The sequence below is a fragment of the Lentzea albida genome, from assembly GCF_900111005.1.
Taxonomy (GTDB): domain Bacteria; phylum Actinomycetota; class Actinomycetes; order Mycobacteriales; family Pseudonocardiaceae; genus Lentzea; species Lentzea albida.
Window position 1 is genome coordinate 150,916 of record NZ_FOFV01000009.1, and the last position, 21,307, is coordinate 172,222.

Sequence of the window (21,307 nt, forward strand, 5' to 3'; positions counted from 1 at the left end):
CGGGCCTGCTTCAGGCCATCACGTCGAGCCGGTTCATCGCGTGCTCGATCACGCGGACCAGCACCGCCTTGCACGACTCGCGGTCGCGGGCGTCGCACAGCACCAGCGGCACCGAGTCCGGCACGTCCAGCGCCACGCGCAGCTCCTCGGTCGTGTAGGTGTGGCTGCCCTGGAAGCAGTTCACCGCCACGACGAACGGGATGCCCCTGCGCTCGAAGAAGTCGATCGCGCCGAAGCCCGCGTCGAGCCTGCGGGTGTCGACCAGGACGACGGCGCCGATCGAGCCGATGGCGAGCTCGTCCCACAGGAACCAGAAGCGGTCCTGGCCGGGTGTGCCGAACAGGTAGAGCACCAGTTCGGGGTTGATCGTGATGCGGCCGAAGTCGAGGGCGACCGTCGTCGTGGTCTTGCCCTCGACGCCGTAGAGGTCGTCGATCTCCTCGCCGGCCTCGGTGAGCAGTTCCTCGGTCCGCAGCGGCGTGATCTCGCTGACCGCGCCGACCATCGTGGTCTTGCCGACGCCGAAGCCGCCGGCCACGACGATCTTGACGGAGGTGGGGACGGAGAGTTCTTCCCTGCCCTGCTCAGATTGCACGGACACCATCGAGCACCTTCTGGAGTAGGTTCATGTCGACCGGGACCACCTTCGTGGACGGGCTGCTGGTGATGACGTCACCGCGCTGGATGAGGTCGCTCAGGAGCACCTTCACCACGACGAGCGGCGCGTGCAGGTAGGCGGCGACCTCCGCCACGGAAAGCGGTTTCCGGCAGAGTTTGATGATCTCCAGGTGCTCGACCGAGAGCGTGCCCTGGTCCGTCGTCGTGCGCAGCGCCCGGACCTGGGTCGTGAGGGTCAGGTCCTCGCCCGCGGGCTTGGGCCTGGTGCGACCGCTCACCATGGCGTAGGGGCGGACCATGGGGCCCGCCGCCTCGTCGTACCACCAGTCGGAGGAGTTGCTCATGACAACCCGAGGGGGTTGGGCATCCTCGGCGAGGCCATTGTTCGGGGTGCCGAGGAGAGGTAGGCGCCCACGCGCTTCACGAGCATGTTCATCTCGTAGGCGATCATGCCCATGTCGGCGTCCTCGTCGCCCACCACCGCGAGACAGGCGCCCTGTCCCGCCGCGGTGACGAAGAGATGCGCGCGCTCCATCTCCACGATGGTCTGGCGGACCTGCCCACCTCCGAAGTGTCTCCCGGTGCCGCGAGCGAGGCTCTGGAACGCCGACGCCATCGCCGAGAGGTGGTCGGAGTCGTCCTTGGAGAGCTCGGGAGAGTGGGCGAGCAGCAGGCCGTCCGCGGAGAGCACCACCGCGTGCCGGGCACCGACCACTCTCGCGACGAGGTCCTCCAGCAGCCAGTTGAGCTCGGGGTGCCCGCTGGTCAGGTCGTCCACGGAAATAGCCCTTTCAGTATTCGTCATCACGGTTCCACGACGTCGTCGGCCTGGCGGGCGTCACGGGTTCCCCGCTGGAACGCGGCCATGCCGTCGCGGGTGCGTTCCGCCCGTTCCTCGGGGTTGAACTCCGCGAGTTCGGGCATCGGCCGGAGGTCGTCGTTGGCCAACTGCGGTACGAGGTGCTGCTGCCGCCTCCGGCGCGGCAGCTCGGGCCGGGCGTTCTGGCGCGTCGTCTCACCTTCCGCCGGGTCGTCGGTCGGCCAGGCGCCTGCCTGGCGGTCGTCCCGGGGCAGCTCGAGCTGCCCGCTGTTGCTGTCCAGATCCCTTTCCGGGTCTGGGGCGTGGCCGTTTCCCACTGCCCTCCCGGCCCAGAACTCGTCCAGCTGGAACGTCTCGGTGGGGCGCTCGGCCGGCAGGGACTCGTGCGTCAGGTCGCCCTGCAGCGGGACCGCGGCCTCCAGGGCCTCGGGCGACCGCGCGGCCTGCTGCATCGTCTGCTGGCGGAACGTCGGCTTCGGCATCTGCACCGAGTCCGCGGGGTCCACCGCGCCCGCCTCGCCGACGATCAGCTCGGACGGGACCAGGACCAGCGCGATGGTGCCGCCGGACGGGCAGTCGCGCAGCTCGACGTGGATGTGGCGGCGCGCGGCCAGCCGGGCGACGACGAAGAGACCCAGGCGGGACTCGCCGCGCAGCCTCATCGCCTCGAAGTCCGGCGGCGCCTCCAGCATCTGGTTGTGCTGCTCGCGGTCCTCGGGCTTGATGCCGAGGCCGTGGTCCTCGATCTCGATGACGAGGCCCTGCGGCACCTCGCTGCTGTGGATCTCGACCTGCGAGCGCGGCGAGGAGAACGACGTCGCGTTGTCGACGAGCTCGGCGATCAGGTGGATGGTGTCCGCGACGGCGGCGCCGACCAGCGCGACCTCGGGCACCGGGTTCACCTTCACGCGGGCGTACTGCTCGGTCTCCGCGACGGCGGCGCGGACGACGTCGAGCATGCGCACGGGCTTGCGCCACTGCCTGCCCGGCTGCTCGCCGGTCAGGATGATCAGGTTCTCGGCGTTGCGGCGGGCGCGGGTCGCGAGGTGGTCGAGCTGGAAGAACGCGTCGAGGTGGTCGGGGTTCTCCTCCTCGCGCTCCAGCTTGTCGAGGATCTTGAGCTGGCGGTGCACGAGACCCTGGTTGCGGCGCGCGATGTCGAGGAAGACCCGGTTCACGCCTTCACGCGTCTGCGACTCCTTCACGGCCGCGGCGACGGCGGTGTACTGCGCGGCGTTGAACGCGTCGGCCACCTGCCCGATCTCGTCGTTGCCGTAGTCGAGCGCGGGGACCTCGGCGGCGACGTCGACGTGCTTGCCGTCGCGCAGCCGCTCGACGATGTCCGGCAGCCGCTCGTGGGCGAGCTTGAGCGAGTCGCTCTTCAGGCTGATCAGGCGGACGATCAACGCCTTGTTGACCAGTCGGTTCGACACGCGCACGGCGACGAAGATGCCGGCGATGACCGCGATCAGGGCGATGAGGGAGCCGATGAGGACGGTGGTGAACTTCTCCTTGCCGTTCGCCATGGCGATGTTGACGGCGCCGGTGGACTGCTCCTGCACCATCGTGACGATCTCCTGCGAGACCGCGCGGGTGGCGTTCTCGAAGTCCGCCAGGGTGACCTGCTGCCCGACGGGCCGTTCCGAGTTCTGCAGCAGGCGGTTCTCGAACGTCACCAGCTGCTGGTACGGCGCGCTGCCGGTGAGCTGCTTGTAGTGCTCGCGCACGTCCGGCAGCGCGACGGGCTCGATGACGTTCAGCGTGAAGTGGTACGCGCCGACGAGGTTGACGTACTCGCGGTGCTCCTCCGGCGTGAACTTGCCCGCCGCGATGGCACCGGCGGCGACCGAGCTGGCCCGCGACATCGCGTCGGAGGCCTGGAAGGCCTGCAACGCGGTCAGCGCGCCCTGCACGGTCTCGGCGTCGGGCACGATGCGGGCCTGCGTGCCGAACAGCGAGCCACCAGCGTCGAGCACGCTGTTGTAGTAGCGGTAGACCTCGTCCTTGGACGAGTTGCCGGACTCGAGGCGCTCGCGCTGGTCCGGCAGCTGGTCGAGCAGCCCGTTGAGCTTGTTGATGCCGTCGACGATCTCCTGCGGCGCCTGCGAGGCGAGCTCGCCGAAGGCCGCCTTCATCTTCTCGACGTCCTTGTCGGTGTCCTGCTGCTGCTTGAGCAACGCCGACGAGGTCGCGCCGGAACGGCTCAGGCTCGTCATGCTGAGCTCGCGTTCCTTCTGCAGCGACGCGAAGGACTGCACGGCGGGGATCGACGCGTCCCGCGCGCCGGAGGCGACCAGCTGGAGGTAGAGACCCTCGAACACCGTGTACGACGAGAACAGCGCCCACATGGCCAGAAGGACGACGCTGGGAACCACCACGACACCAGTGAGCCGAGAACGAATTGTCTTGTAATTCGTCTCAGGCACGTTCTTCAGCTTCACAACGCTCCACGACCACCCGAATTGGCGACGGAAAGATAGCACTGCAAGATCAACACTATCAACAGCGATGATCTTGAGGGGTGAGAGCAGAGTACTCAGTCAGATGCGCAGCGCAACACCCCCTATCCGAGTTCAGGTGACCTGTCGCGTTGGGGGAAGGTGTTCTGACAGCTAGGGGCGCTCCCCCTCGACCGAGTGGACGAAAGCGCCACCGAGCTGGGCTTTCGTTGCGCGACACCGGGAACGAGCCCCCTAATGAGCGGCAACTTGACACGGTCGCGGGGCGTCTTCTAAGCAAGAACGCAGCGCGACCGGATGTTGCTTTCCGTCACCGGCGCTTATTCGGAATTTCGCATGCGGATCTCGCGGCCGAGCGTGATCAACTCCGCCATTACCCCGTCGTGATCTTGGCGTTCGACACCATCCGAAACGCGTCAATTCCGCTGGTCATCGCCGTGCCGAGACGGGCGGGCAGGCGTTACGGCGCGGCACACCCGCCTGCCGCAGTGTCCTGGGCCACACGGCGACGGCCACTACTCCGTCCGGGTAACCCGCCGCCACGGGCGCCGACACTCTGCGCGATTCCTGTCCGTTTCCTGCCCGTACCGAACCCCCTAAGAAGAAGGATTGGCGTGGAATAGAAAACTTCTCGTCCTGCTGGGGAGTTCCCGCAAGTTCTCCGACCACCGCGAACGCGAGCTCTTTTCTCCTTCACCCGCGGCCATCAGCGGGTACGACTCGCACGGCGCTCCTCCCGCGCCTGCTCGATGCGGTCCTCCAGCTCTTCGAACCAGCGCCGGCCCTGCGCGCCGCAGTTGTCGCGGATCTGGTGCTTGAGCTCGGACGTGTTGGCGTTCAGGTCGCGGACCATGCCCAGCCCGTGGTCGACCTGCGTCCGCAGCTCGCCGTGCGACCTGGCCAGATGCGCCGCGGCCTCGCGCATTTCGGCGCGGGCGCGCCTGCTGACGGTCAGCCGGAGGGGCGCGCTGTGCGCCCGGCGGACGAGGAACGCCATGGTGTGCAGCGAGGTCTGCGCGGACCGGTAGGCGTCGTGCGCGGTGTCGGCGCACTGGTAGGACTCGCGGTGGAAGACCCGCAACGAGTGGAACTCGACGTCGGAGCGCGCCGGGGTGCGGGCCTGGAGCTCGACCAGGCGCGCCTGCACCTGCTCGGCCTGGCGGCGCACCTTGGCGTTCTCGGCGCGGACCCGCTTCAGCGCCCGGTCGGCCTGAACGGCGGCCTCGCGGACCTCCTGGACGGTGACCCGGCGGGCGCGGCGGTCCCACAGCGACATCAAGACGAGCACGCCCACGCCGACGAGTGCGGCCGTGCCGAAGAACGGCAGGGTGTCGTCGACCGCGTACTCACCCGCGGCGGACGGTGCCTTCCACAGGAAGGCGAAGACGTTGACGGCGGCGAGCAGCACCAGCCCACGCCCGAGGAGACCGGACCACCGCTTCAGCGGCGGGGCACCGCGCACCCGGCCGTCGCGTTTCAACGCGAACCGGACCAGCAGGACGCTCAGCGGCACGGAGACGGCGGCGCCCCAGAGCCACTCCCGCAGGAACGGCTGGTGCTCCGGCACGCCGTCGACGTGGATGCGGGCCGCCATCGCCGGCGCGATCAGCACGATCGCCAGCGGGAGCAGGAAGAACACGGCGAAGATCGCGAGTCCGCAGCCCCCGCACCCGCTCTTGTTCCGGCTCACCGGCGGCGGCGCGGCTTGCGGGCGGGCGCGAGCGCGGTGGCACCGGATCCGTTGAGCACCTTGTCGATGACGTCGGCGACGCCGCCGGTGAGCTCGGTGTGGTGCTGCACCAGCATCGTCGTGAAGTGCTGGGTGAGGTCGATGTACGCGCGGCGCTCGGCCAGTTCGATGCCCGGCTTCACGGTCGCGCGCTGCATGTTCACCATGCACTCGCGCAACGCCGCCGCGCTCCTGTCGGCTCTCCCGAGCTCCTTGCGCATGCTGCGCAGGGAGGCGGTGGACTCGCGGCGGCGCTGGTGCAGCACCGCGAGCTTGACCTCCCTGTCGTCCACCGCCGCCGCCTCGGTGATCCGGCGGATCTCGGTGGCCAGCGCGTACGTCTCCGCTACGCACCGGCCGGCGTCGCCGAGCGGTTCCAGCTGCTCGGCGACGCGGGACAGGGCGTCGGTGAACCCGACGTCCCTGCCGTTGACGGTGACCAGACCCATGGACCACTCATCCGCGCGGCCGCGCGGAGCGTTACAGCCCGAACGAGTTCCGGCTCAGGGCGTGAGGATCGCGCGGCCCCGCACCCGTCCGGCGTCGAGGTCGTCGATCGCGTCCTGGAACCGGTCGAGCGGGTACTTCTGCGTGTGCAGCGTGACCTTCCCCTGCGCCGCCAGCACCATCAGCTCGCACAGGTCGTTGTAGGAGCCGACGAGGTTGCCGATCAGGTTGATCTCGGTGGAGATGATGTCGATCGTCGGGACGTCGATGTTCTCGCCGTAGCCGACGACGTGGTAGTCGCCCGCGCGCCGCAGCATCGCCACGCCGTCCTTGGTGGCGCCGCCCTCGCCGACGAAGTCGATGACGGTCTCGGCGCCGTTGCCGCCGGTGAGGTCGAGGACCGCGGAGACGTGCGAACCGTCCGCGACGACGCCGTGGTCGGCACCGATCGTCTCGGCGAGCTTCACCGCGTCCGGGTTGCGGTCCACGACGACGATCTCGGCCGCCGTCAACGCCTTCAGCACCTGCACGCCGATGTGCCCGAGGCCTCCGGCGCCGATCACCACGCACCGGTCCCCCGGCCGCAGCCTGCGCGCCGCCTTGGCCGCCGCGTGGTAGGCCGTGAGGCCCGCGTCGGCGAGCGCCGCCACGTCGGAGGGCTCCAGCGCGTCGTCGATCTTTACGACGCTGCGAGCGGACGTCTTCAGGTACTCCGCGTAGCCGCCGGCGGTGTCGATGCCGGGGAACTGGGAGGCGGCGCAGTGCACGTCGTCGCCGCTGCGGCAGGCCCGGCACAGGCCGCAGGTGATCAGCGGGTGCACGATCACCTTGTCGCCCACGGCGACGTTCGTGACGGCCGAGCCGACCTCGTGCACCCAGCCCGCGTTCTCGTGGCCGATCGTGTACGGCAGGGCGACACCGGACTTCTCCGCCCACTGGCCCTCGAGGATGTGCAGGTCGGTGCGGCACACGCCCGCGCCGCCGATGCGCACGACCACGTCGAACGGGCCGGTCGCCTTCGGCTGCTCGACCTCGGTGAGCGCCAACGGCTGGTGGTAGCCGACTACCTGGACGGCCTTCATGCCGATTCCTCCATTGCGTAACGGGTGCGGAGCAGGCCGCGGCAGAAGTGCGCGTTGCCCTCGATGGAAATGCCGACCGACCGGGCGAACCGCAGCCGCAGCGGCAACTGGCCCGCGGGCAGGGGCACGCCGTGGTCGTCGACGAGCACCGGCGCGTCCGGTGAGATGTCGAAGCCGAGCGCGGACCGCCTGCGCCGCAACGCCTCCGCCGCCTTGGTCGCCGGGAGGTCCTTCAGCGTCAACGACCTCAGGCGGTCGACCGGCACGTCGCGCACGGCCCGTTCCATCGCGGCCGCGTGCGCCTTGCGCTGGAACGTGAGCCGCAGCACTTCGAGTTCTCGCGACGCCTCTTCGCCGTACGTGCCGACGAATCCCGAATCCGCCGCGATGCCACGGTTGATCACGTCCGAGTCGTGGTGGTCGTCCAGCACGACGACCACGTGCGGGGCCAGGTCGCGCAGCACGTCCTTCGAGTCCGACGCCATGAGGTAGGCGAAGTTCGGCGAGCAGAACGCCGTCGGCAGTCGCAGGTGGACGGTCAGCACGTCGCCGTCCAGCTCGACCGAGCGGACGAACCCGAGCGTCGTGATCGGCTCGTCCAGCTCGGGGTCCATCACCTCGTCGAGCGCCTTGAACACGGCGGTTTGGATCATGCGACGGCCACCGCCTCCTGCTCGACCGGCGCGATGTCGAGACCGGCGGGCACCGGGATGTCGTACAGGTGCGCCGCGTTGAGGCCGAGGATCTTCTTCTTCTGAGCCACGGTGAGCGGCGCGTACTCGGTCATGTCCTCGGGGATCTGGAAGTCCACGAAGCTCTCGACCAGCCAGCGCGGTGTCCACAGCGCGTAGTCGCTGGAGAACTGGATCCTGTCCTCGTTCAGCCAGTACAGCAGCTCGCCGATGATCTGCGCGAAGTAGCGCGGCCGGGTGTGGATGAACGGCATCGCGACCGCGAGACCGGCGTGCACGTTCGGTTCCTGCGTGGCGATCCAGCAGAAGTCCTCCAGGCGCGGCAGCCCGCAGTGCTCGACCACGAAGTTCATCTCGGGGAAGTCCGTCGCCACGTGGTCGACGTCGGCCACGTCGAACGCGTCCCGGTCGAGCGGCCGGATCGTGGGCCCCTTGTGCACGTGGATGTTGCGGATGCCGAGCTCCTGCGCGGCCTCCAGGTACTTGTAGCTCCACGGGTCGTCGAGCCGGTAACCGCGCGAGTCGCCGTACCACTCGGCCGTGTAGAGCTTCACTCCCTTGAGCCCGAACCGTTCCGCGTCGCGCTTGAGCTCGTCGAGCCCCTTCTGCTCGCGGCGCGGGTCCCAGCAGTGGTTGTACGTGAGCTTGTCCGGGTGCTTCGAGGTGAGCGCCCACGCTTCCTCGGTCTGCCCGAAACCGTTGTGGTAGAACGCGCCGAGGTGGGCGGGCTGGAAGATCGCGTGGTCCACGTACCCGTCGTCGAAGAGGTCCTTCATCAGGCGGTCACCGCCCTGGTAGAGGTACTCCTCGTACGGCCACACCTCCGACTCGGGCGAGAGGTTGCGGTGGTAGTCGTAGAAGCAGTCGATGAACTGCTTGCCGTGAATGTTGCGCTGGTTCCCGGGGCGGGCGTCCCACAGAGCGATGTGCGCGTCGACGATGAAGTAGTCCTCGCCGTCCTTCGAGTACATGCTGCCTCCCGCTGGCGTGGTGGTTGTGGCAGACCGTAGGAAGATCGGCGCAGCTCAGGCACCCACCCGGTGTCTCACTTTGAGACAGGGAGCCACACGCCGAACGGACGTCCCGGCCGTACTCTGGGCTTCGAACGCGCGACGAGGAGGTCGACGTGGACGACCGGCGGCTGGCCGCGATCCCGCAGCGACTGCGGGCGTCGTGGTTGCGCAGTGAGCGGTACGGCGTGCCCGAGGACGAGGTGCGACCGGTCTTCACCGGCACGGTCGACACGTCCTCGCTGTTCTACGAGTGCGGCCACGAGGTGCTGCGCGGCCTGCACGCCACGCTGTCCGACGAGCCCATCAGCCTGATGATCACCGACAGCGACGGCCTCGTCCTGACCAGGCTCTGCACCGATCCGGGCATCGTCCGCTCCCTCGACCGCGTCTACCTCGCCCCCGGTTTCCACTTCGCCGAGACCAACGCCGGCACGAACGGCCTGGGCCTCGCGCTCGCCGACCGCACGGCGTCGCTGGTCCGCGCCGACGAGCACTACTGCACGGGCCTGCGCGGCTACACGTGCGCGGCCGTGCCGGTGCTCGACCCGGTGTCCGGGGCCCTCGCGGGCAGCGTGAACCTCACGACCTGGTCCGACCAGTCGTCCGACCTGCTCCTGGCGCTCGCGCAGGCCGCGGCGGGCAACACGGCGGCGTTGATGCTGGCCCGCGCCTCGGGCCGCAAGGCGCGCCCGACCCCGCGCGGCGAGGTGTTCCGCGTCTACTCGGACCGGGTGGCGCCGCCGAAGCTGTCCGCGTCCTGGACGTCGGCGGTGGCGACGGCGGCCGAGGCCATGCGGGAGGACCGCGTGGTGGCCGTCGTCGGCGAGCCGGGAGCGGGCAAGACGGCGCTGGCCACGTGCGCACGCCGGTCCGTCCGCCCCCGCGAACGCCTGCTCAACGCCCGCCCACCGGCCCCCGACGCCGTCGGGGAGTGGCTGCGCCTGTGGACCCCGGAACTGGGCAAGGCCGACACGTGCGTCGTCGTCTCGGACGTCGACGCGCTGCCGGCGTGGGCCGCGTCGTCACTCGCGCCGCTGCTGACCGGGTTCGTGCTGACCGCGACCGAGGCCCTGCCCGAGGCGCTGGCCCCGCTGGTGGACGTCGTCGTGGAGGCCCCGGCCCTGCGGTTCCGCCCCGACGACATCCTGCCGCTCGCCCACTACTTCGCGCACCGCGACCGGGGCCGCGAGGTCACGTTCACCTCGGCCGCCGCCCGCGCGCTGCTGTCGTACGAGTGGCCGGAGAACACCAGGCAGCTGCGCCACGTCGTGCGCGTCGCCGCGGCCCGGTCCGACGTCGTCGACGTGCAGCACCTGCCCGCCGAGGTGTTCACCAGCGTCGGCCACCGGCTGAGCCGGTTGCAGGTGCTGGAACGCGACGAGATCGTGCGCTGCCTGACCGCGCCGGGCGCGACGATCGCGCAGGCGTCCGCCGAGCTCGGCATCGGGCGGGCGACGATCTACCGCAAGATGGCGCAGTACGGCATCAAGGCCGACCAGATCAGGGGCTAGTCACCGCGTTGGCGATGCGCAGTGTCATCTCCTGCTGGGTGGCGTCCCTGACCGTGGGCGTGAAGGAGTAGGCGATGCGCCGCTGCTGGTCGCGCGTCGAGAACATGCCCGCGTTGTAGCCGTACCACTCCCCCGTCTTGCCCCACACCTCGACGCCGTTGACCGTGAAGGTCTGCAGTCCGGTGCCGTACCTCGCGGGCGTTCCGTCCACCATGGACACCTCTGGCAGGGTGAACATCAGCTCCAGCAACGGTTCGGGCAGCAGTCGGCCACCGAACAGCGCGTCGATGAACCGGGTGAGGTCACCGGTCGTGGACACCATGTCGCCCTCGCCGTGGGCGCGGGACGAGTTGAAGTCGCTGACGTCGACCCTCTGCCCCGAGACGTCCAGGTAGCCGTGCACGTGCGCGCCGCGGATGGTGGTCTCGTTCCGTTGCGGCACATAGGTCTTGGTGAGGCCCAGCGGGCGCGTGACGCGTTCTTCGACCTCCCGCGCGAGGTCCCGGCCGGTGATCTTCTCGACGATCATCGTGGCGAGCAGGTAGTTGATGCCGCGGTACTCCTGCCTGGTGCCGGGCGGGAACTTCGGCCCGCTCTCCGGGATGAGGTCCCGGAGCCGCTGCGGCGTCCACCGGTCGTAGCGGTGCGCGAGGACCTTCTCCGGCGTGCTCAGGTCCGGGTAGCCGACCTCGTTCGGGATGCCGCTGGTGTGGTCGAGGAGCTGGCCGACCGTCACGGCGTCCAGCGACTCGGGCACGTCCGGGAAGAAGTGGCGGACCTTCGTTTCGAGGCTGAGCCTGCGTTCCGCCACGAGCTGCAGCGCGACCGTCGCCACGAACACCTTGGTGACGCTGCCGATCCGGAACCTGTCGTCCGGGCGGACCTCGCGCCGGCCGTCCGCGAGGCCTTCCGCGCCGTACCAGCGGCCGGCCGGACCGGCCACCCGCAGCTGCGCCGACGTCGCCACCGGGTGCTCCAGGTCGGCGATGGCAGCGTGCAGCAGTTCCGGTTGCAGGGGCGGTAAGGGAGTCACGGCGACAAGGGCCGCGATCAGGAGTGATTTCATGATCACCACCGTGCCGTGGTGATCACGGCACGGACAGGGTGCCGGCCCCCGCTCTCGCGGTGGGGCCGGCACCAGCACCGCTAGCGGACCGCGCGCACGCCGTTCGAGAAGAACGCGAGCCGCACCTCGCGGTCGATCGCCCGCTCCGGGTGGTCCATCAGCCCGAACGCGAGCCCGTCGGCGCTCGTGACACCGGCGATGTCGTCGAACGAGCCGTCGGGGTTCGAGTCCTTCTCGTAGCGCAGCGCGACGCGGAAGCCCGCGGTCTCGCTGCCCGGGTCGAAGCGGCCCTCGCCGTGCGCGCACGGGAAGGTCAGCGTCTGGCCGCCGAGGCCGGTGAGCCACGGGCTGTCGTTGTCGTTCTCGACGACGTGCCGCTGGTTCTCCTCGTTGCGGAACGTGCCGGCGCTGTTGACCTTCAGGCCGACCTTGCCGAAGCAGCCGCCGCGCACCGCGATCTGGAACCCGTTGCAGATGCCGATCAGCGGACGCGTGCGCGCCGCCTCGAACTGGTCCGCGAGGTGGCTGCGCAGCAACGCCGCCGCCACCGCGCCACCGCCGAGGTGGTCACCGAACGAGAACCCGCCGGGGATGCAGAGGATGTCGGCGTCGTCGAGCCGCTCGGTGCCCGCCAGCAGGTCGGCCGCGAACCTCATCCGCGGCTGCGCACCCACCTCGGCGAACGCTCGGACGGTCTCCTCCTGGCAGTTGGTGCCGGGCAGGTACAGGACGTTGACGGTCGGCTTCATGCGATCCTCGCCGTGAACGAGTTGAGCCAGCCGTCGCGCGCGGCCGGTGCGAACAGGTCGATGCCTTCGAGCCCGATCCCGGTGCCCTCCAGCGTGCCTTCGAGGGTGCCGAGGACGACGGGGTTCAGCTCGGCCGGCAGGGCGGCGACGTCGTCGGGGGTGACCTCGACGACGGCACCGACGCGGTGCTCGGCGAAGAGCGACGCGGTGGTCCCGGACTCCAGCCTCACGCCGATGCCGCTCGCGAGCACGCCCTGGGCGAGCGTGGCCGCGACGCCGCCGGCGCCGATGCGGGCGCCGCTGCGCAGCAGGGCCCTGCTCGCGGCGAGCGCGGTCAGGTAGCTGTCCACATCGGACAGTTCCAGGTCGTCCAGCGCGCCGGTCGGCAGGCTGAGCTTGCGCGCGGCGACCGTGCCGACCGGGGACGGGGTCTCCAGGCCGACGCGCACGAGCACGTTGCCCGGCGTGGTCCACTGCTCGCGCAGCAGGCGGTCGGTGTGCGGCACCTTGCCCAGTGCGGACAGGAACACCGCGGGCGGCACGCTGACGAGGCCCTCGTCGGTCTGCACGGACCCGGCCGACGAGTCCTTGCCCGAGATCAGCGGCACGCCGAAGTGGCGCACCAGCACGGCGAGCTCGTCGACCATGCCGACCAGCCACTCGCGCCAGTGCGGGGACAGGTGCGGGGTGTAGAAGTTGTCGCACATGCAGATGTCCTTGACCTCGACACCCGCGAGCACCTGGCCCGCGATCGCCGAGCAGAACATCTGACGGGTCGCGGCGACCGGGTCCGCGTCGAACATCCACGGGTTGAACGCGGTGTTCAGCACGGCCGCGGCGGGCGACCCGGTGACCGGCGTGCCGGCCCAGTAGGCCGTGCGGACCGAGTGCTCGGTGCCGTAGTGCGGGCCGTACCAGGTGTTGCCCTGGACGGTGGAGTCGTACTGCGAGTCGGCGAAGTGCTGCGAGGCGACCTCGGCGTCGGCGACGACCTCCTCCAGCAGCCCGGCGAGCTGCGTGGGCGCGAGCTCGGGCCACTCCACCACGTCGGTCGGACGCGGCGGCGCGCCGACCTCGACGCGTTCGACCTCGAGGTCGAGCAGGTCGTACGCCACGTCGAAGCCGGTCTCGCCCTGGTGGGCCGGCACCTCGTCGGGGGCGCCCGCGATCAGCGCCTCCTCGGTCAGGTCGGGGGCGTGGAACACGTGGTAGCGACCCGTGTCCGCGAACCGTCCGATGACCGTCGAACGGACCATGTGGCGGTCGAGGATCTGCTTCGCCCGCGCCTGGTGCTCCGGCGGGACGGCGAGCAGCATGCGCTCCTGCGACTCGGACAGCAGGATCCGCCACATCGGCAGCGCCGCGGTCTTGAGCGGCACCAGTGCGGTGTTGATCCACACGCCGCACGCCTCGCCGATCTCACCGACGGCGCTGTTCAGGCCCGCACCCCCGACGTCGGTCAGCGCGCTCATGCAGCCCGCCTCGCGCAGCTCGATCAGGGCCTTGCGGAACTTGACCTGCTCGAGCGGTGCGCCGATCTGCACGGCGGCCGTGTCCATCGTGGCGCCCGCGGAGCTCGCGGACGCGCCGTGGATGCCCTCGTTGCCGGTCAGGCCGCCGATGAGCACGACGAAGTCGCCGGGACGCGGGGTGCCGCGCTGCGCCGCCGACACGGGCAGCAGGCCGATGCTGCCGCCGAGCGCGAACGGCTTGGCGCGGTAGCTCGGGTGGAACGTCATGCGCGACGACATCATCGGCACGCCGAACGTGTTGCCGTACTCCTTGATCGCCCGGATCGTCTCGCCCGCGAGCCTCTTCGCGTCGGGACGGCCCTTGATCGGCGCGGGCGCCTCGGGCTCGCCGACGGCGGTGTACTCGAAGCTGCCGATCGGGTCGGCGGACAGGCCCGTGCCGAGGATGTCGCGCAGCACGCCGCCGAGCTTGGTCAGCTGGCCGAAGTAGCCGGAGATGGCCGACGGGCCGTTGTGCGTCTCGGCCTTGATGGCGATCGCGTGGCCGTCGTAGAAGTCCCAGACGCCCGCGTTGTCGTGGAACATGCTCAGCACGTTCGGGTTGTCGACGTCCTTCGCGGCCTGCACGAGCCGGCCGAGCAGGCTGCCGAGCGACTTCCAGGTGGTGTGCGCGCAGTGGTCGCTCCAGCGGGCGTCCAGCGCCTCCAGCAGCACGTCGGTGACGAACTCGTCCTTCAGCGTCTCCTGGACGTGCTGGACGTGCTTCATCTGGGCGAGCGAGAGGTTGCGGCCACCGGCCACGCCCAGCGCGGCGAGCGCCTCGTCGTCGAGCCCGCGCAGGTCGTACTGCGCGGCCGACTCGTAGTGGCCCTGCGGCACGAGGGTGTCGTAGTGCGGTTCCTCGTCGTGCAGCTCTTCGATCGTCGCGTTGAACCGCGTGGCGGCGACCAGGTCCCTCAGCTGCGGCGATGCCGACCTGTAGCTGGTGGCGACCTTGCCCGCGCGGGCCTTCACCCCGAGCAACCCGCACACGGTGATGATCGAGTCGCTCTCGTTGTCGACCACGCCGCGCTTGTAGGCGACCTGCACGGCACCGGCGTCCAACGGCCGGTCCAGCGACACCTCGACGTCGAGCTGGTCCCCGAGCACGGCGGCCACGTCGGCGAGCGCGGCGGGATCCGGCGTGCCCTCGAACTCGACGTAGTAGTCGCGCCACACCTCGAGGTCGTCGAGCCCCCACGATCGGCCGAGCTCACGGATGTCGGGCTCCGCGACCCCCGCGGAGCGAACCGAGAACTTGTGGATCAACAATCCTCCTGGAGCTGAACGGTCGGGAACCATTGTCCCTGGCAGCGACCGCGCTCGTGGAGGCACCCAGGCATCCGGGCGAGGCCGCACTGCGACACACGCAGCACCCTAGGCGAACAGCGCGCACCGACTCGAATCCACGTGACGCGACGCGCGTCACCCACCACTTCGGGGGGACCACTTGAACCAGCACGACCTGTCCTGGGCGGACGCCCACCCGGGCTCCGGGCCCTTCCTGGGCGAGATCTACTCGCTGGCGTTCGTCCGCGGTGTCGCCCCGCTCGACGCCCTGCGGCGCGCCGGCGGTCTGGAGGACACGCTGGCGGACCGCACGCCGGGGGAGATCGCGGAGACGCACGACTACGACGACGGCTACCCGGAGGTGGTCTCCGCGTTCGGGCTCGGCGAGTGGGCGGTCCTCGTCCAGCCGACCGGGTTCTCGCTGACCCACGTCGTGGACGCGCTCTCCCGCGGCACCGAGGCCGTCGCGGTCCTGCGGCACGACTACGCCTCGCCGAACTTCACCCACGCCGTGGACGGCACCGTCACGACGTGGTTCAACCTCAACTACCCGGAACAACGCGGCGGCGAGGACCCGGACCGCCTGCTGCCGCTGATGCTCGAGGCCGGGTTGGCCTACCCGGACGACGACGATGACGACGACGAGAGCTGGCGGCTGCGCTACGAGGAGCCGGTGGCCCGCGCGCTGCGGCTGACCGGCCTGATCACCGGCGTTCTGCCCACGTTCGACCAGGTCACGGCCTCGTTGCCGAGCATGCACGTCGACACCTGGTTCAGCCGCACGAAGCCGTCGAGGGGAAACAGGTCCGAGGTGGCCGCGCTCGTCGCCGAGCTGGGCGTGGGCGACACCCCGGGTCTCGCCGCCGCGCTGGCCGCAGCCGACCGGGGCGAGCCCGTCGTCGTCACCCAGGACAGCGACCTGGGCCGGCACGTGCGTGAATGGTCAACCCTCGCCCGCCGGGCGAGTTGGTCGCTCAACGACCCCGGAGCGCGGTACCGGTTGAGCGACGGAGAACGCACCCGCGGCTACCGCTTCGGCCACCTCGTCCCGGCCCTCGCCGCCGCCTTCCGATCGGACCTGGCCTGATGCGGATCCCGCTCGACGGACTGAGCCACACCGCCCTCTACACGGCCTGGGTGAGGCATCGGGAGGCCGCCGGCGCGGACCCGCTGTTCACCGACCCGCTGGCGGACTTCCTCGTCGCCGCGGCGGGCGACCACCCGGCGCTGGCCGCGTTCATCGCGCAGATGCAGGACACCTCGAGCGGCTTCCCGTCCTACCACGTGGTGCGCACCCGGTACTTCGACGACCGGATCAGGTACGCGCTGGACAACGGCGTGCGGCAGGTCGTGGCCCTCGCCGCGGGCGTGGACGGCCGCACCACCCGCCTGCCGTGCCCGCGCGACACCCGCTGGTTCGAGCTCGACCTGCCGGCCATGATCGAGTTCAAGACCGCACTGGTCGAGCAGTCCGGCCTGACTCCCACCTGTGGGCGGATCGGGGTGGCCGCCGACCTCAGAACGGACTGGCCCACCGCCCTGCTCGCCGCCGGGTTCGACCCCCGCAGGCCCACCGCGTGGCTGGTCGAGGGCGTGCTGATGTACCTCACGCCCGACGAGGGTGACGCGCTCCTGGACGCGGTGACCGCGCTGTCCGCCCCCGGCAGCCACCTGCTGCTCGAACACCTGCAGGTGTCGATGCTCGGCGACCGGGGCACGCGGGTGCGGGGCGGGCTGGGCAAGCACGGGGTCGTGTTCGCGGCGGCCCGTGACGACCTGGAGGACTGGCTGGGCGCGTCCGGGTGGCGGGCGGCGGTGCACGCGGGCGTGGATCCGGCGATCGGGCACGGACGGACCGTCGCGCCGGTGCCCGCGGCCTGGCTGGCTGCCGCGACGCGCGCCACCTAGTTCCGTGCCGGGGCGGTGGTAGCCGCGCGGCAACAGGTCGTCGCACTTCGAGATGTCAGGGACCCGGTGCCGGTGCAGCGTCGGTGTGACCGCCACGTGACGCGAAGCGGTCGGCTGTCGTCGTGCGGGTACCGGTCCTGGCCCGCACCCGCACGACGGCGCTGATCCGGTTCCACCCGGCACAGGTCACCAAGCTGCCATCACGGCGTCCCCTACCTGCCGTTCGATCCGCTGTCGCCCGCCCTCCCCCCAGGCGACAGTGGAGACCACGAACGAGCGGAAGGAGGTGGATCAGATGCTCAAGACCCCGGACTTCGGTGACGAGTACGGCGACCAGGAGGTGCGCTGCGTCGGCACCGGTGGCTACCACGACCTCGGCGACTACTACGGGATCTGATCCACCGCGGGTGCCGAGGGAGGTGCGGGACGTGCGACTGGTGCGAGGCGAGAACGGCTGGTGGTGCATCGGCCGGTCGGCGACGGCGTTGCTGCCGGACCGGTTGGTGGAGAACGGCGATCTCACCGCGGAGGGCCGGGAACAGCTCAACGCCATGGGGATCGACGTGGTGCAGGCGCCGGACCACTACAGCCTGACCGTCGTGACGTCCACCGGCTGCAACCTCGGGTGCTCATACTGCTTCCAGAACACCCCGGACGGCAGGCGGCGCATCGCTCCCGCACGGCTCGACGCCCGCACCGTCGCGCGCTGTGTCGAGTTCACCGAGAAGAAGATGGCCGAACTGGGCGTGCGGCGGCTGGAGCTGCTCCTGTTCGGCGGTGAGCCGCTGCTCAACCCCGCCGGGTGTCTGCAGGTGCTGCGGGCGTTCGGTGCGCGGATGCCGGTCACCGCCAGCATGATCAGCAACGGCGTGCTGCTCACCCCACGTACGGCCGCACGGCTGCACGAGGCCGGGCTCGGGCACCTCCAGGTCACCCTGGACGGCGAGCGCGACCGGCACGACAGGACACGCGTGACGCGCGGGGGCAGGCCCACGTTCGACCTCATCCTGGCGAACGTGGCCTCGGCCCAGCGGCACACCGGCCTCCGCTTCACCGTGCGCGTCAACGTGACACCGGACGTCCTGCCCCACCTCGGAACGCTCCTCGACCAGGCGGCCGCGGTGCTCGACGTCCCCGGCACGAACCTCGCGATCGCTCCCGTGCTCGACTACGGCGCCGGCGTCCCGGCACCGGACGCACGGGCCGCGGAACAAGCGGTGCAAGCCTGCGCCAGGGCGGCGGAACTCGGGTTCCGGCTCGTCCGCCCGCGCGACGACCACTGCGACTTCTGCTCCGAGGCCGACGGACGGCTGGGCGCGGTCGTGGCACCGGACGGCACGTTGTTCAGCTGCTGGGACGCGGTCGGCGAGAACGACCTCGCCGTCGGTGAGCTCGATTCGGGCTACAGCAACGAATCCCGTGCGCGCTGGCGCCGCTGCGGCGGCGAACTCCCGCGCACACAGGCGTTCTCCGACGCACTCGACGCCGGAGTGCTCGACGTCATCCGCGCGCGCAAGGAGGTGACCCGACCATGACCGAACCCGAGCACCACGACGACGAGACGCCCTCGGCGCCGAACTTCATCGAACTGCTCGAGGCCGACGAGGAGCTGACCGGCCCCGGCCTCTGCGTTCCGTTCCGCTAGAAGTCCTCGCACGCGCACCGGAAGGAGACGGCCGTGCACAGAACGCACCAGCACCTGGTCCGCACTCAGCTGGCCAACGGGCTGCGGGTGTTGCTCGCACCCGACCGCACGGTCCCGGTCGTCGCCGTCGCGGTGCACTACGACGTCGGCATGCGCTCCGAACCCGAGGGCCGCACCGGGTTCGCGCACCTCTTCGAGCACCTGATGTTCCAGGGTTCGGAGCTGCTGCCGAAGCTCGACCACGCGCACTACGTGCAGGCCTCCGGCGGGGTGTTCAACGGCAGCACCCACCTCGACTACACGCAGTACCACAACGTGTTGCCCAGCAACGCCTTGGAGCGCGCGCTGTTCCTCGAAGCCGACCGGATGCGCGCGCCGAACCTCAACGCGGAGAACCTGCGCGTGCAGATCGACGTCGTGAAAGAGGAGATCCGCGCCAACGTCACCAACAAGCCGTACGGCTGCTTTCCGTGGGTGACGCTGCCGGGAGTTCTCTTCGACAGCTTCGCGAACTCGCACGACGGTTACGGCTCGTTCGACGACCTGGACTCGGCGACCGTCGAGGACGCGCGCCAGTTCTTCGACCGCTACTACGCCCCGGCGAACGCGCTGCTGACGTTGTGCGGCGACTTCGACGCGGACGAGGCCCTCGCGATGGTGGAACGCCACTTCGGTCCGATCCCGTTCCGCCCCAGGCCTTCCCGGCCGGACTTCGCGGAACCGGAGATCACCGGCGAGCGCCGCACGGTCAAGTACGACCCGCACGCTCCGCTGCCCGCCGTGGCCGCGGGGTGGAGGGTGCCCGACCCGATCGGCCAGTGGGACGAGTACCTGCCGCACCTGCTGCTCGCCGACGTGATGTCCGACGACGGACCCGCGTGCCGGCTGCACCGCAGGCTGGTGCGCCAGGACGGCCTCGCCACGAGCCACCGCTGCTACCTCGGCATGCTCGGCGACCCGCTCGACACGGGCCACCCGACGGCACTCGTGTTCAGTGCCCGCCAGACGCCCGGCACGAGCTCGCAGCAGGTGCTGGACGCGATCGCCGAGGAGTTCGCGTTGGTGGCGCGGCACGGTCCGGAGGAACGCGAGCTGAACAGGATCGCGAGCCGCCTCACCACCCGGTTGCTGGTCGAGACGGACTCGGTGCTCGCGCGCACGCAGGCGCTGGCCTCGCTGGAACTCCGCCACGGCCGTGCCGAACTGCTCGGGGAGCTGCCCGCCCTGCTCACCTCGATCACGCCCGAACAGGTGGCGCGGGCGGCCGCGCGCATCACCCCCGACCGCCGGGCCGTGGTCGAACTGCTGCCCGCCTCGTACCAGGAGGAGGCAGCATGACGGCGAGCGTCGTTCCCGCGTTGCGGCCGTGGCCGGAGATCACCTCCCCGGACGTCACGGAAGTCCGCTGTGCCAACGGGTTGCGGCTCCTCGCGCTGCACCGGCCGGGCGCGCCGCTGGCCGAGATCCGGCTGAGCGTCCCGTTCGGTTCGATGGCGCCGGGTCACCTGGCCCGCGCGTGGCTGCTGTCGGAGACGGTGCTGGCGGGCACCGCGGCCACCGGCCGGATCGGGCTCGCGGAACGCATCGGCGAGCTGGGGGCGAGCCTGCGGGCCGAGGTCGACCACGACCGGCTGCTGTTCAGCGGCACCGTGCTGGCGGACCGGTTCGAGGACCTGCTGGCCGTGCTCGCGGAGGTCGTGCGGGAGGCGACCTACCCCGACCGGGAGGTGCTGGCCGAACGCGGGCGGCTCGCGTCGCGGCTGACGGCGGCGCGGTCGCAGGCCGCCATCCGGGCGCGGGAGATCCTGCACCGGCACCTGTACGGCGACCACCCCTACGGCGCGAGCATCCCGACCGGCGCGGAGGTCGACGCGATCTCCGCCGAGCAGCTGCGGGCACTGCACGCCGAACGGGTCGTGCCCGACCACGCGGTGCTGGTCGTCGTCGGCCTGGTCGACCCGGACCGGGCCGTCACGGCGATGCACCGCCACTTCGCGGACTGGCGGCCGGGCGGGCTCCCCGTGCCGGACCTGCCGCCACTGCCGGACGAGGCCCCCGCGGGCGCGTCCCGGCTGTTCCACCGGCCCGGCTCGGTGCAGTCGTCGATCCGGATCGGCGGGCCCGCGCTGCGCCGCGACGACCCGCTGTTCCCCGCCCTGCACCTCGCGAACCTGATCTACGGCGGGTACTTCTCGTCGCGGCTGGTGGCGAACATCCGCGAGGACAAGGGGTACACCTACACCCCGCGCAGCCGGATCATGCACAGCAGCGCGGGGTCCACGCTCGTGATCGAGGCCGACGTCGCCACCGACGTGACCGCGCCCGCGTTGCTCGAGATGTGGTACGAGCTGGGCAGGTTGTCGACGTTGCGGCCGAGCGCCCAGGAGCTGCGCGACGTCCGCCAGTTCGCGGCCGGCAACCTCGCGATGTCGATCGCCACCAGGTCGGGCCTCGCCACGACCCTGGTGACGCTGCTGGGGGTCGGCCTCGACCTCGACTGGATCCGGCGCAGCCCCGACCTGCTCGCGGAGGTGACCGCGTCCGACATCTACCACGTGGGAGTGCACCTGCTGGCCCCCAAACTGCTCGCGGCCGTCGTCATCGGGGACGCGACGAAGTGCGAGGAGCCGTTGCAGGCGTTCGGCCCCTGGGTGGTCGAGTAGCCGTTCTACCTGCGCAAAGCCCGGTCCTGCCCCTGCGGGACCGGGCTTGTTGCGTGTTCCGCCCCCACACCCCGCAGCGAATATGGGGAGCCACTACCCATGTG

Annotated in this window: 18 protein-coding genes; 6 read left to right on the forward strand and 12 right to left on the reverse strand. The window is 70.6% G+C overall.

Going from position 1 to position 21,307, the window contains the following annotated elements:
• Nucleotides 1-10: 10 nt before the first annotated feature.
• The 9 genes from BMY74_RS23265 to BMY74_RS23305 all read right to left on the reverse strand — a co-directional run bounded on the left by BMY74_RS23265 (nt 11) and on the right by BMY74_RS23305 (nt 8,818).
• A complete protein-coding gene (locus BMY74_RS23265; RefSeq protein ID WP_089919432.1) occupies nt 11-604 on the reverse strand; it encodes a GTP-binding protein in 594 nt (197 codons plus the stop codon).
• Nucleotides 585-962, reverse strand: coding sequence for a DUF742 domain-containing protein (locus tag BMY74_RS23270; RefSeq protein ID WP_089919434.1), 378 nt, complete (start codon nt 960-962; stop codon nt 585-587). Before BMY74_RS23270 ends, BMY74_RS23265 begins: the two co-directional genes overlap by 20 nt.
• The gene (locus BMY74_RS23275; protein WP_089919694.1) at nt 959-1,423 is read right to left on the reverse strand and encodes a roadblock/LC7 domain-containing protein; all 465 of its coding nucleotides are present in this window, start codon (nt 1,421-1,423) and stop codon (nt 959-961) included. Before BMY74_RS23275 ends, BMY74_RS23270 begins: the two co-directional genes overlap by 4 nt.
• Nucleotides 1,423-3,816, reverse strand: a complete 2,394-nt coding sequence (locus tag BMY74_RS23280; protein ID WP_245786316.1) for a sensor histidine kinase — start codon at nt 3,814-3,816, stop codon at nt 1,423-1,425. Before BMY74_RS23280 ends, BMY74_RS23275 begins: the two co-directional genes overlap by 1 nt.
• A 787-nt stretch (nt 3,817-4,603) precedes the next feature.
• Complete coding sequence (locus tag BMY74_RS23285; RefSeq protein ID WP_143091672.1) at nt 4,604-5,587, reverse strand: hypothetical protein; 984 nt, start codon at nt 5,585-5,587, stop codon at nt 4,604-4,606.
• Nucleotides 5,584-6,075: a hypothetical protein gene (locus BMY74_RS23290; RefSeq protein WP_089919439.1), complete on the reverse strand. Its 492-nt coding sequence runs from the start codon at nt 6,073-6,075 to the stop codon at nt 5,584-5,586. Before BMY74_RS23290 ends, BMY74_RS23285 begins: the two co-directional genes overlap by 4 nt.
• A gap of 54 nt (nt 6,076-6,129) precedes the next feature.
• On the reverse strand, nt 6,130-7,155 hold the full coding sequence (locus BMY74_RS23295) for an NAD(P)-dependent alcohol dehydrogenase (RefSeq protein ID WP_089919442.1): 1,026 nt from the start codon (nt 7,153-7,155) through the stop codon (nt 6,130-6,132).
• Nucleotides 7,152-7,808 carry an iron-sulfur cluster assembly protein gene (locus tag BMY74_RS23300; RefSeq protein ID WP_089919443.1) on the reverse strand — a complete coding sequence of 219 codons (657 nt, stop codon included), beginning with the start codon at nt 7,806-7,808 and terminating at the stop codon, nt 7,152-7,154. Before BMY74_RS23300 ends, BMY74_RS23295 begins: the two co-directional genes overlap by 4 nt.
• Nucleotides 7,805-8,818 (reverse strand): amidohydrolase family protein, encoded by a 1,014-nt coding sequence (locus tag BMY74_RS23305; protein WP_089919445.1) that lies wholly within the window; start codon nt 8,816-8,818, stop codon nt 7,805-7,807. Before BMY74_RS23305 ends, BMY74_RS23300 begins: the two co-directional genes overlap by 4 nt.
• A gap of 155 nt (nt 8,819-8,973) precedes the next feature.
• On the opposite strand from BMY74_RS23305, the gene BMY74_RS23310 reads away from it, so the two are divergent.
• Nucleotides 8,974-10,371, forward strand: coding sequence for an AAA-type ATPase lid domain-containing protein (locus tag BMY74_RS23310; protein WP_089919447.1), 1,398 nt, complete (start codon nt 8,974-8,976; stop codon nt 10,369-10,371).
• Here BMY74_RS23310 and BMY74_RS23315 read toward each other — a convergent pair.
• The 3 genes from BMY74_RS23315 to BMY74_RS23325 all read right to left on the reverse strand — a co-directional run bounded on the left by BMY74_RS23315 (nt 10,361) and on the right by BMY74_RS23325 (nt 14,966).
• Entirely contained in the window at nt 10,361-11,437 is a 1,077-nt protein-coding gene (locus tag BMY74_RS23315) for a serine hydrolase domain-containing protein (protein WP_089919696.1), read from the reverse strand. The genes BMY74_RS23310 and BMY74_RS23315 overlap by 11 nt on opposite strands.
• A gap of 80 nt (nt 11,438-11,517) precedes the next feature.
• Nucleotides 11,518-12,186, reverse strand: coding sequence for a phosphoribosylformylglycinamidine synthase subunit PurQ (locus BMY74_RS23320; protein ID WP_089919449.1), 669 nt, complete (start codon nt 12,184-12,186; stop codon nt 11,518-11,520).
• Nucleotides 12,183-14,966 (reverse strand): AIR synthase-related protein, encoded by a 2,784-nt coding sequence (locus tag BMY74_RS23325; RefSeq protein ID WP_143091673.1) that lies wholly within the window; start codon nt 14,964-14,966, stop codon nt 12,183-12,185. The genes BMY74_RS23320 and BMY74_RS23325 overlap by 4 nt, the downstream gene beginning before the upstream one ends.
• Nucleotides 14,967-15,147: 181 nt before the next feature.
• Here BMY74_RS23325 and BMY74_RS23330 point away from each other — a divergent pair, with 181 nt between their 5' ends.
• From BMY74_RS23330 to BMY74_RS23350, 5 genes are all read left to right on the forward strand, one after another.
• Nucleotides 15,148-16,074: a DUF6461 domain-containing protein gene (locus BMY74_RS23330; RefSeq protein ID WP_089919453.1), complete on the forward strand. Its 927-nt coding sequence runs from the start codon at nt 15,148-15,150 to the stop codon at nt 16,072-16,074.
• A complete protein-coding gene (locus BMY74_RS23335; protein WP_177229876.1) occupies nt 16,074-16,895 on the forward strand; it encodes an SAM-dependent methyltransferase in 822 nt (273 codons plus the stop codon). Before BMY74_RS23330 ends, BMY74_RS23335 begins: the two co-directional genes overlap by 1 nt.
• 428 nt (nt 16,896-17,323) lie before the next feature.
• Nucleotides 17,324-18,430 (forward strand): radical SAM protein, encoded by a 1,107-nt coding sequence (locus BMY74_RS23340; RefSeq protein ID WP_143091674.1) that lies wholly within the window; start codon nt 17,324-17,326, stop codon nt 18,428-18,430.
• Nucleotides 18,431-18,573: 143 nt separating this feature from the next.
• On the forward strand, nt 18,574-19,878 hold the full coding sequence (locus tag BMY74_RS23345) for a M16 family metallopeptidase (protein WP_218159704.1): 1,305 nt from the start codon (nt 18,574-18,576) through the stop codon (nt 19,876-19,878).
• Complete coding sequence (locus BMY74_RS23350) at nt 19,875-21,203, forward strand: M16 family metallopeptidase (RefSeq protein ID WP_089919458.1); 1,329 nt, start codon at nt 19,875-19,877, stop codon at nt 21,201-21,203. Before BMY74_RS23345 ends, BMY74_RS23350 begins: the two co-directional genes overlap by 4 nt.
• Nucleotides 21,204-21,307 lie beyond the last annotated feature (104 nt).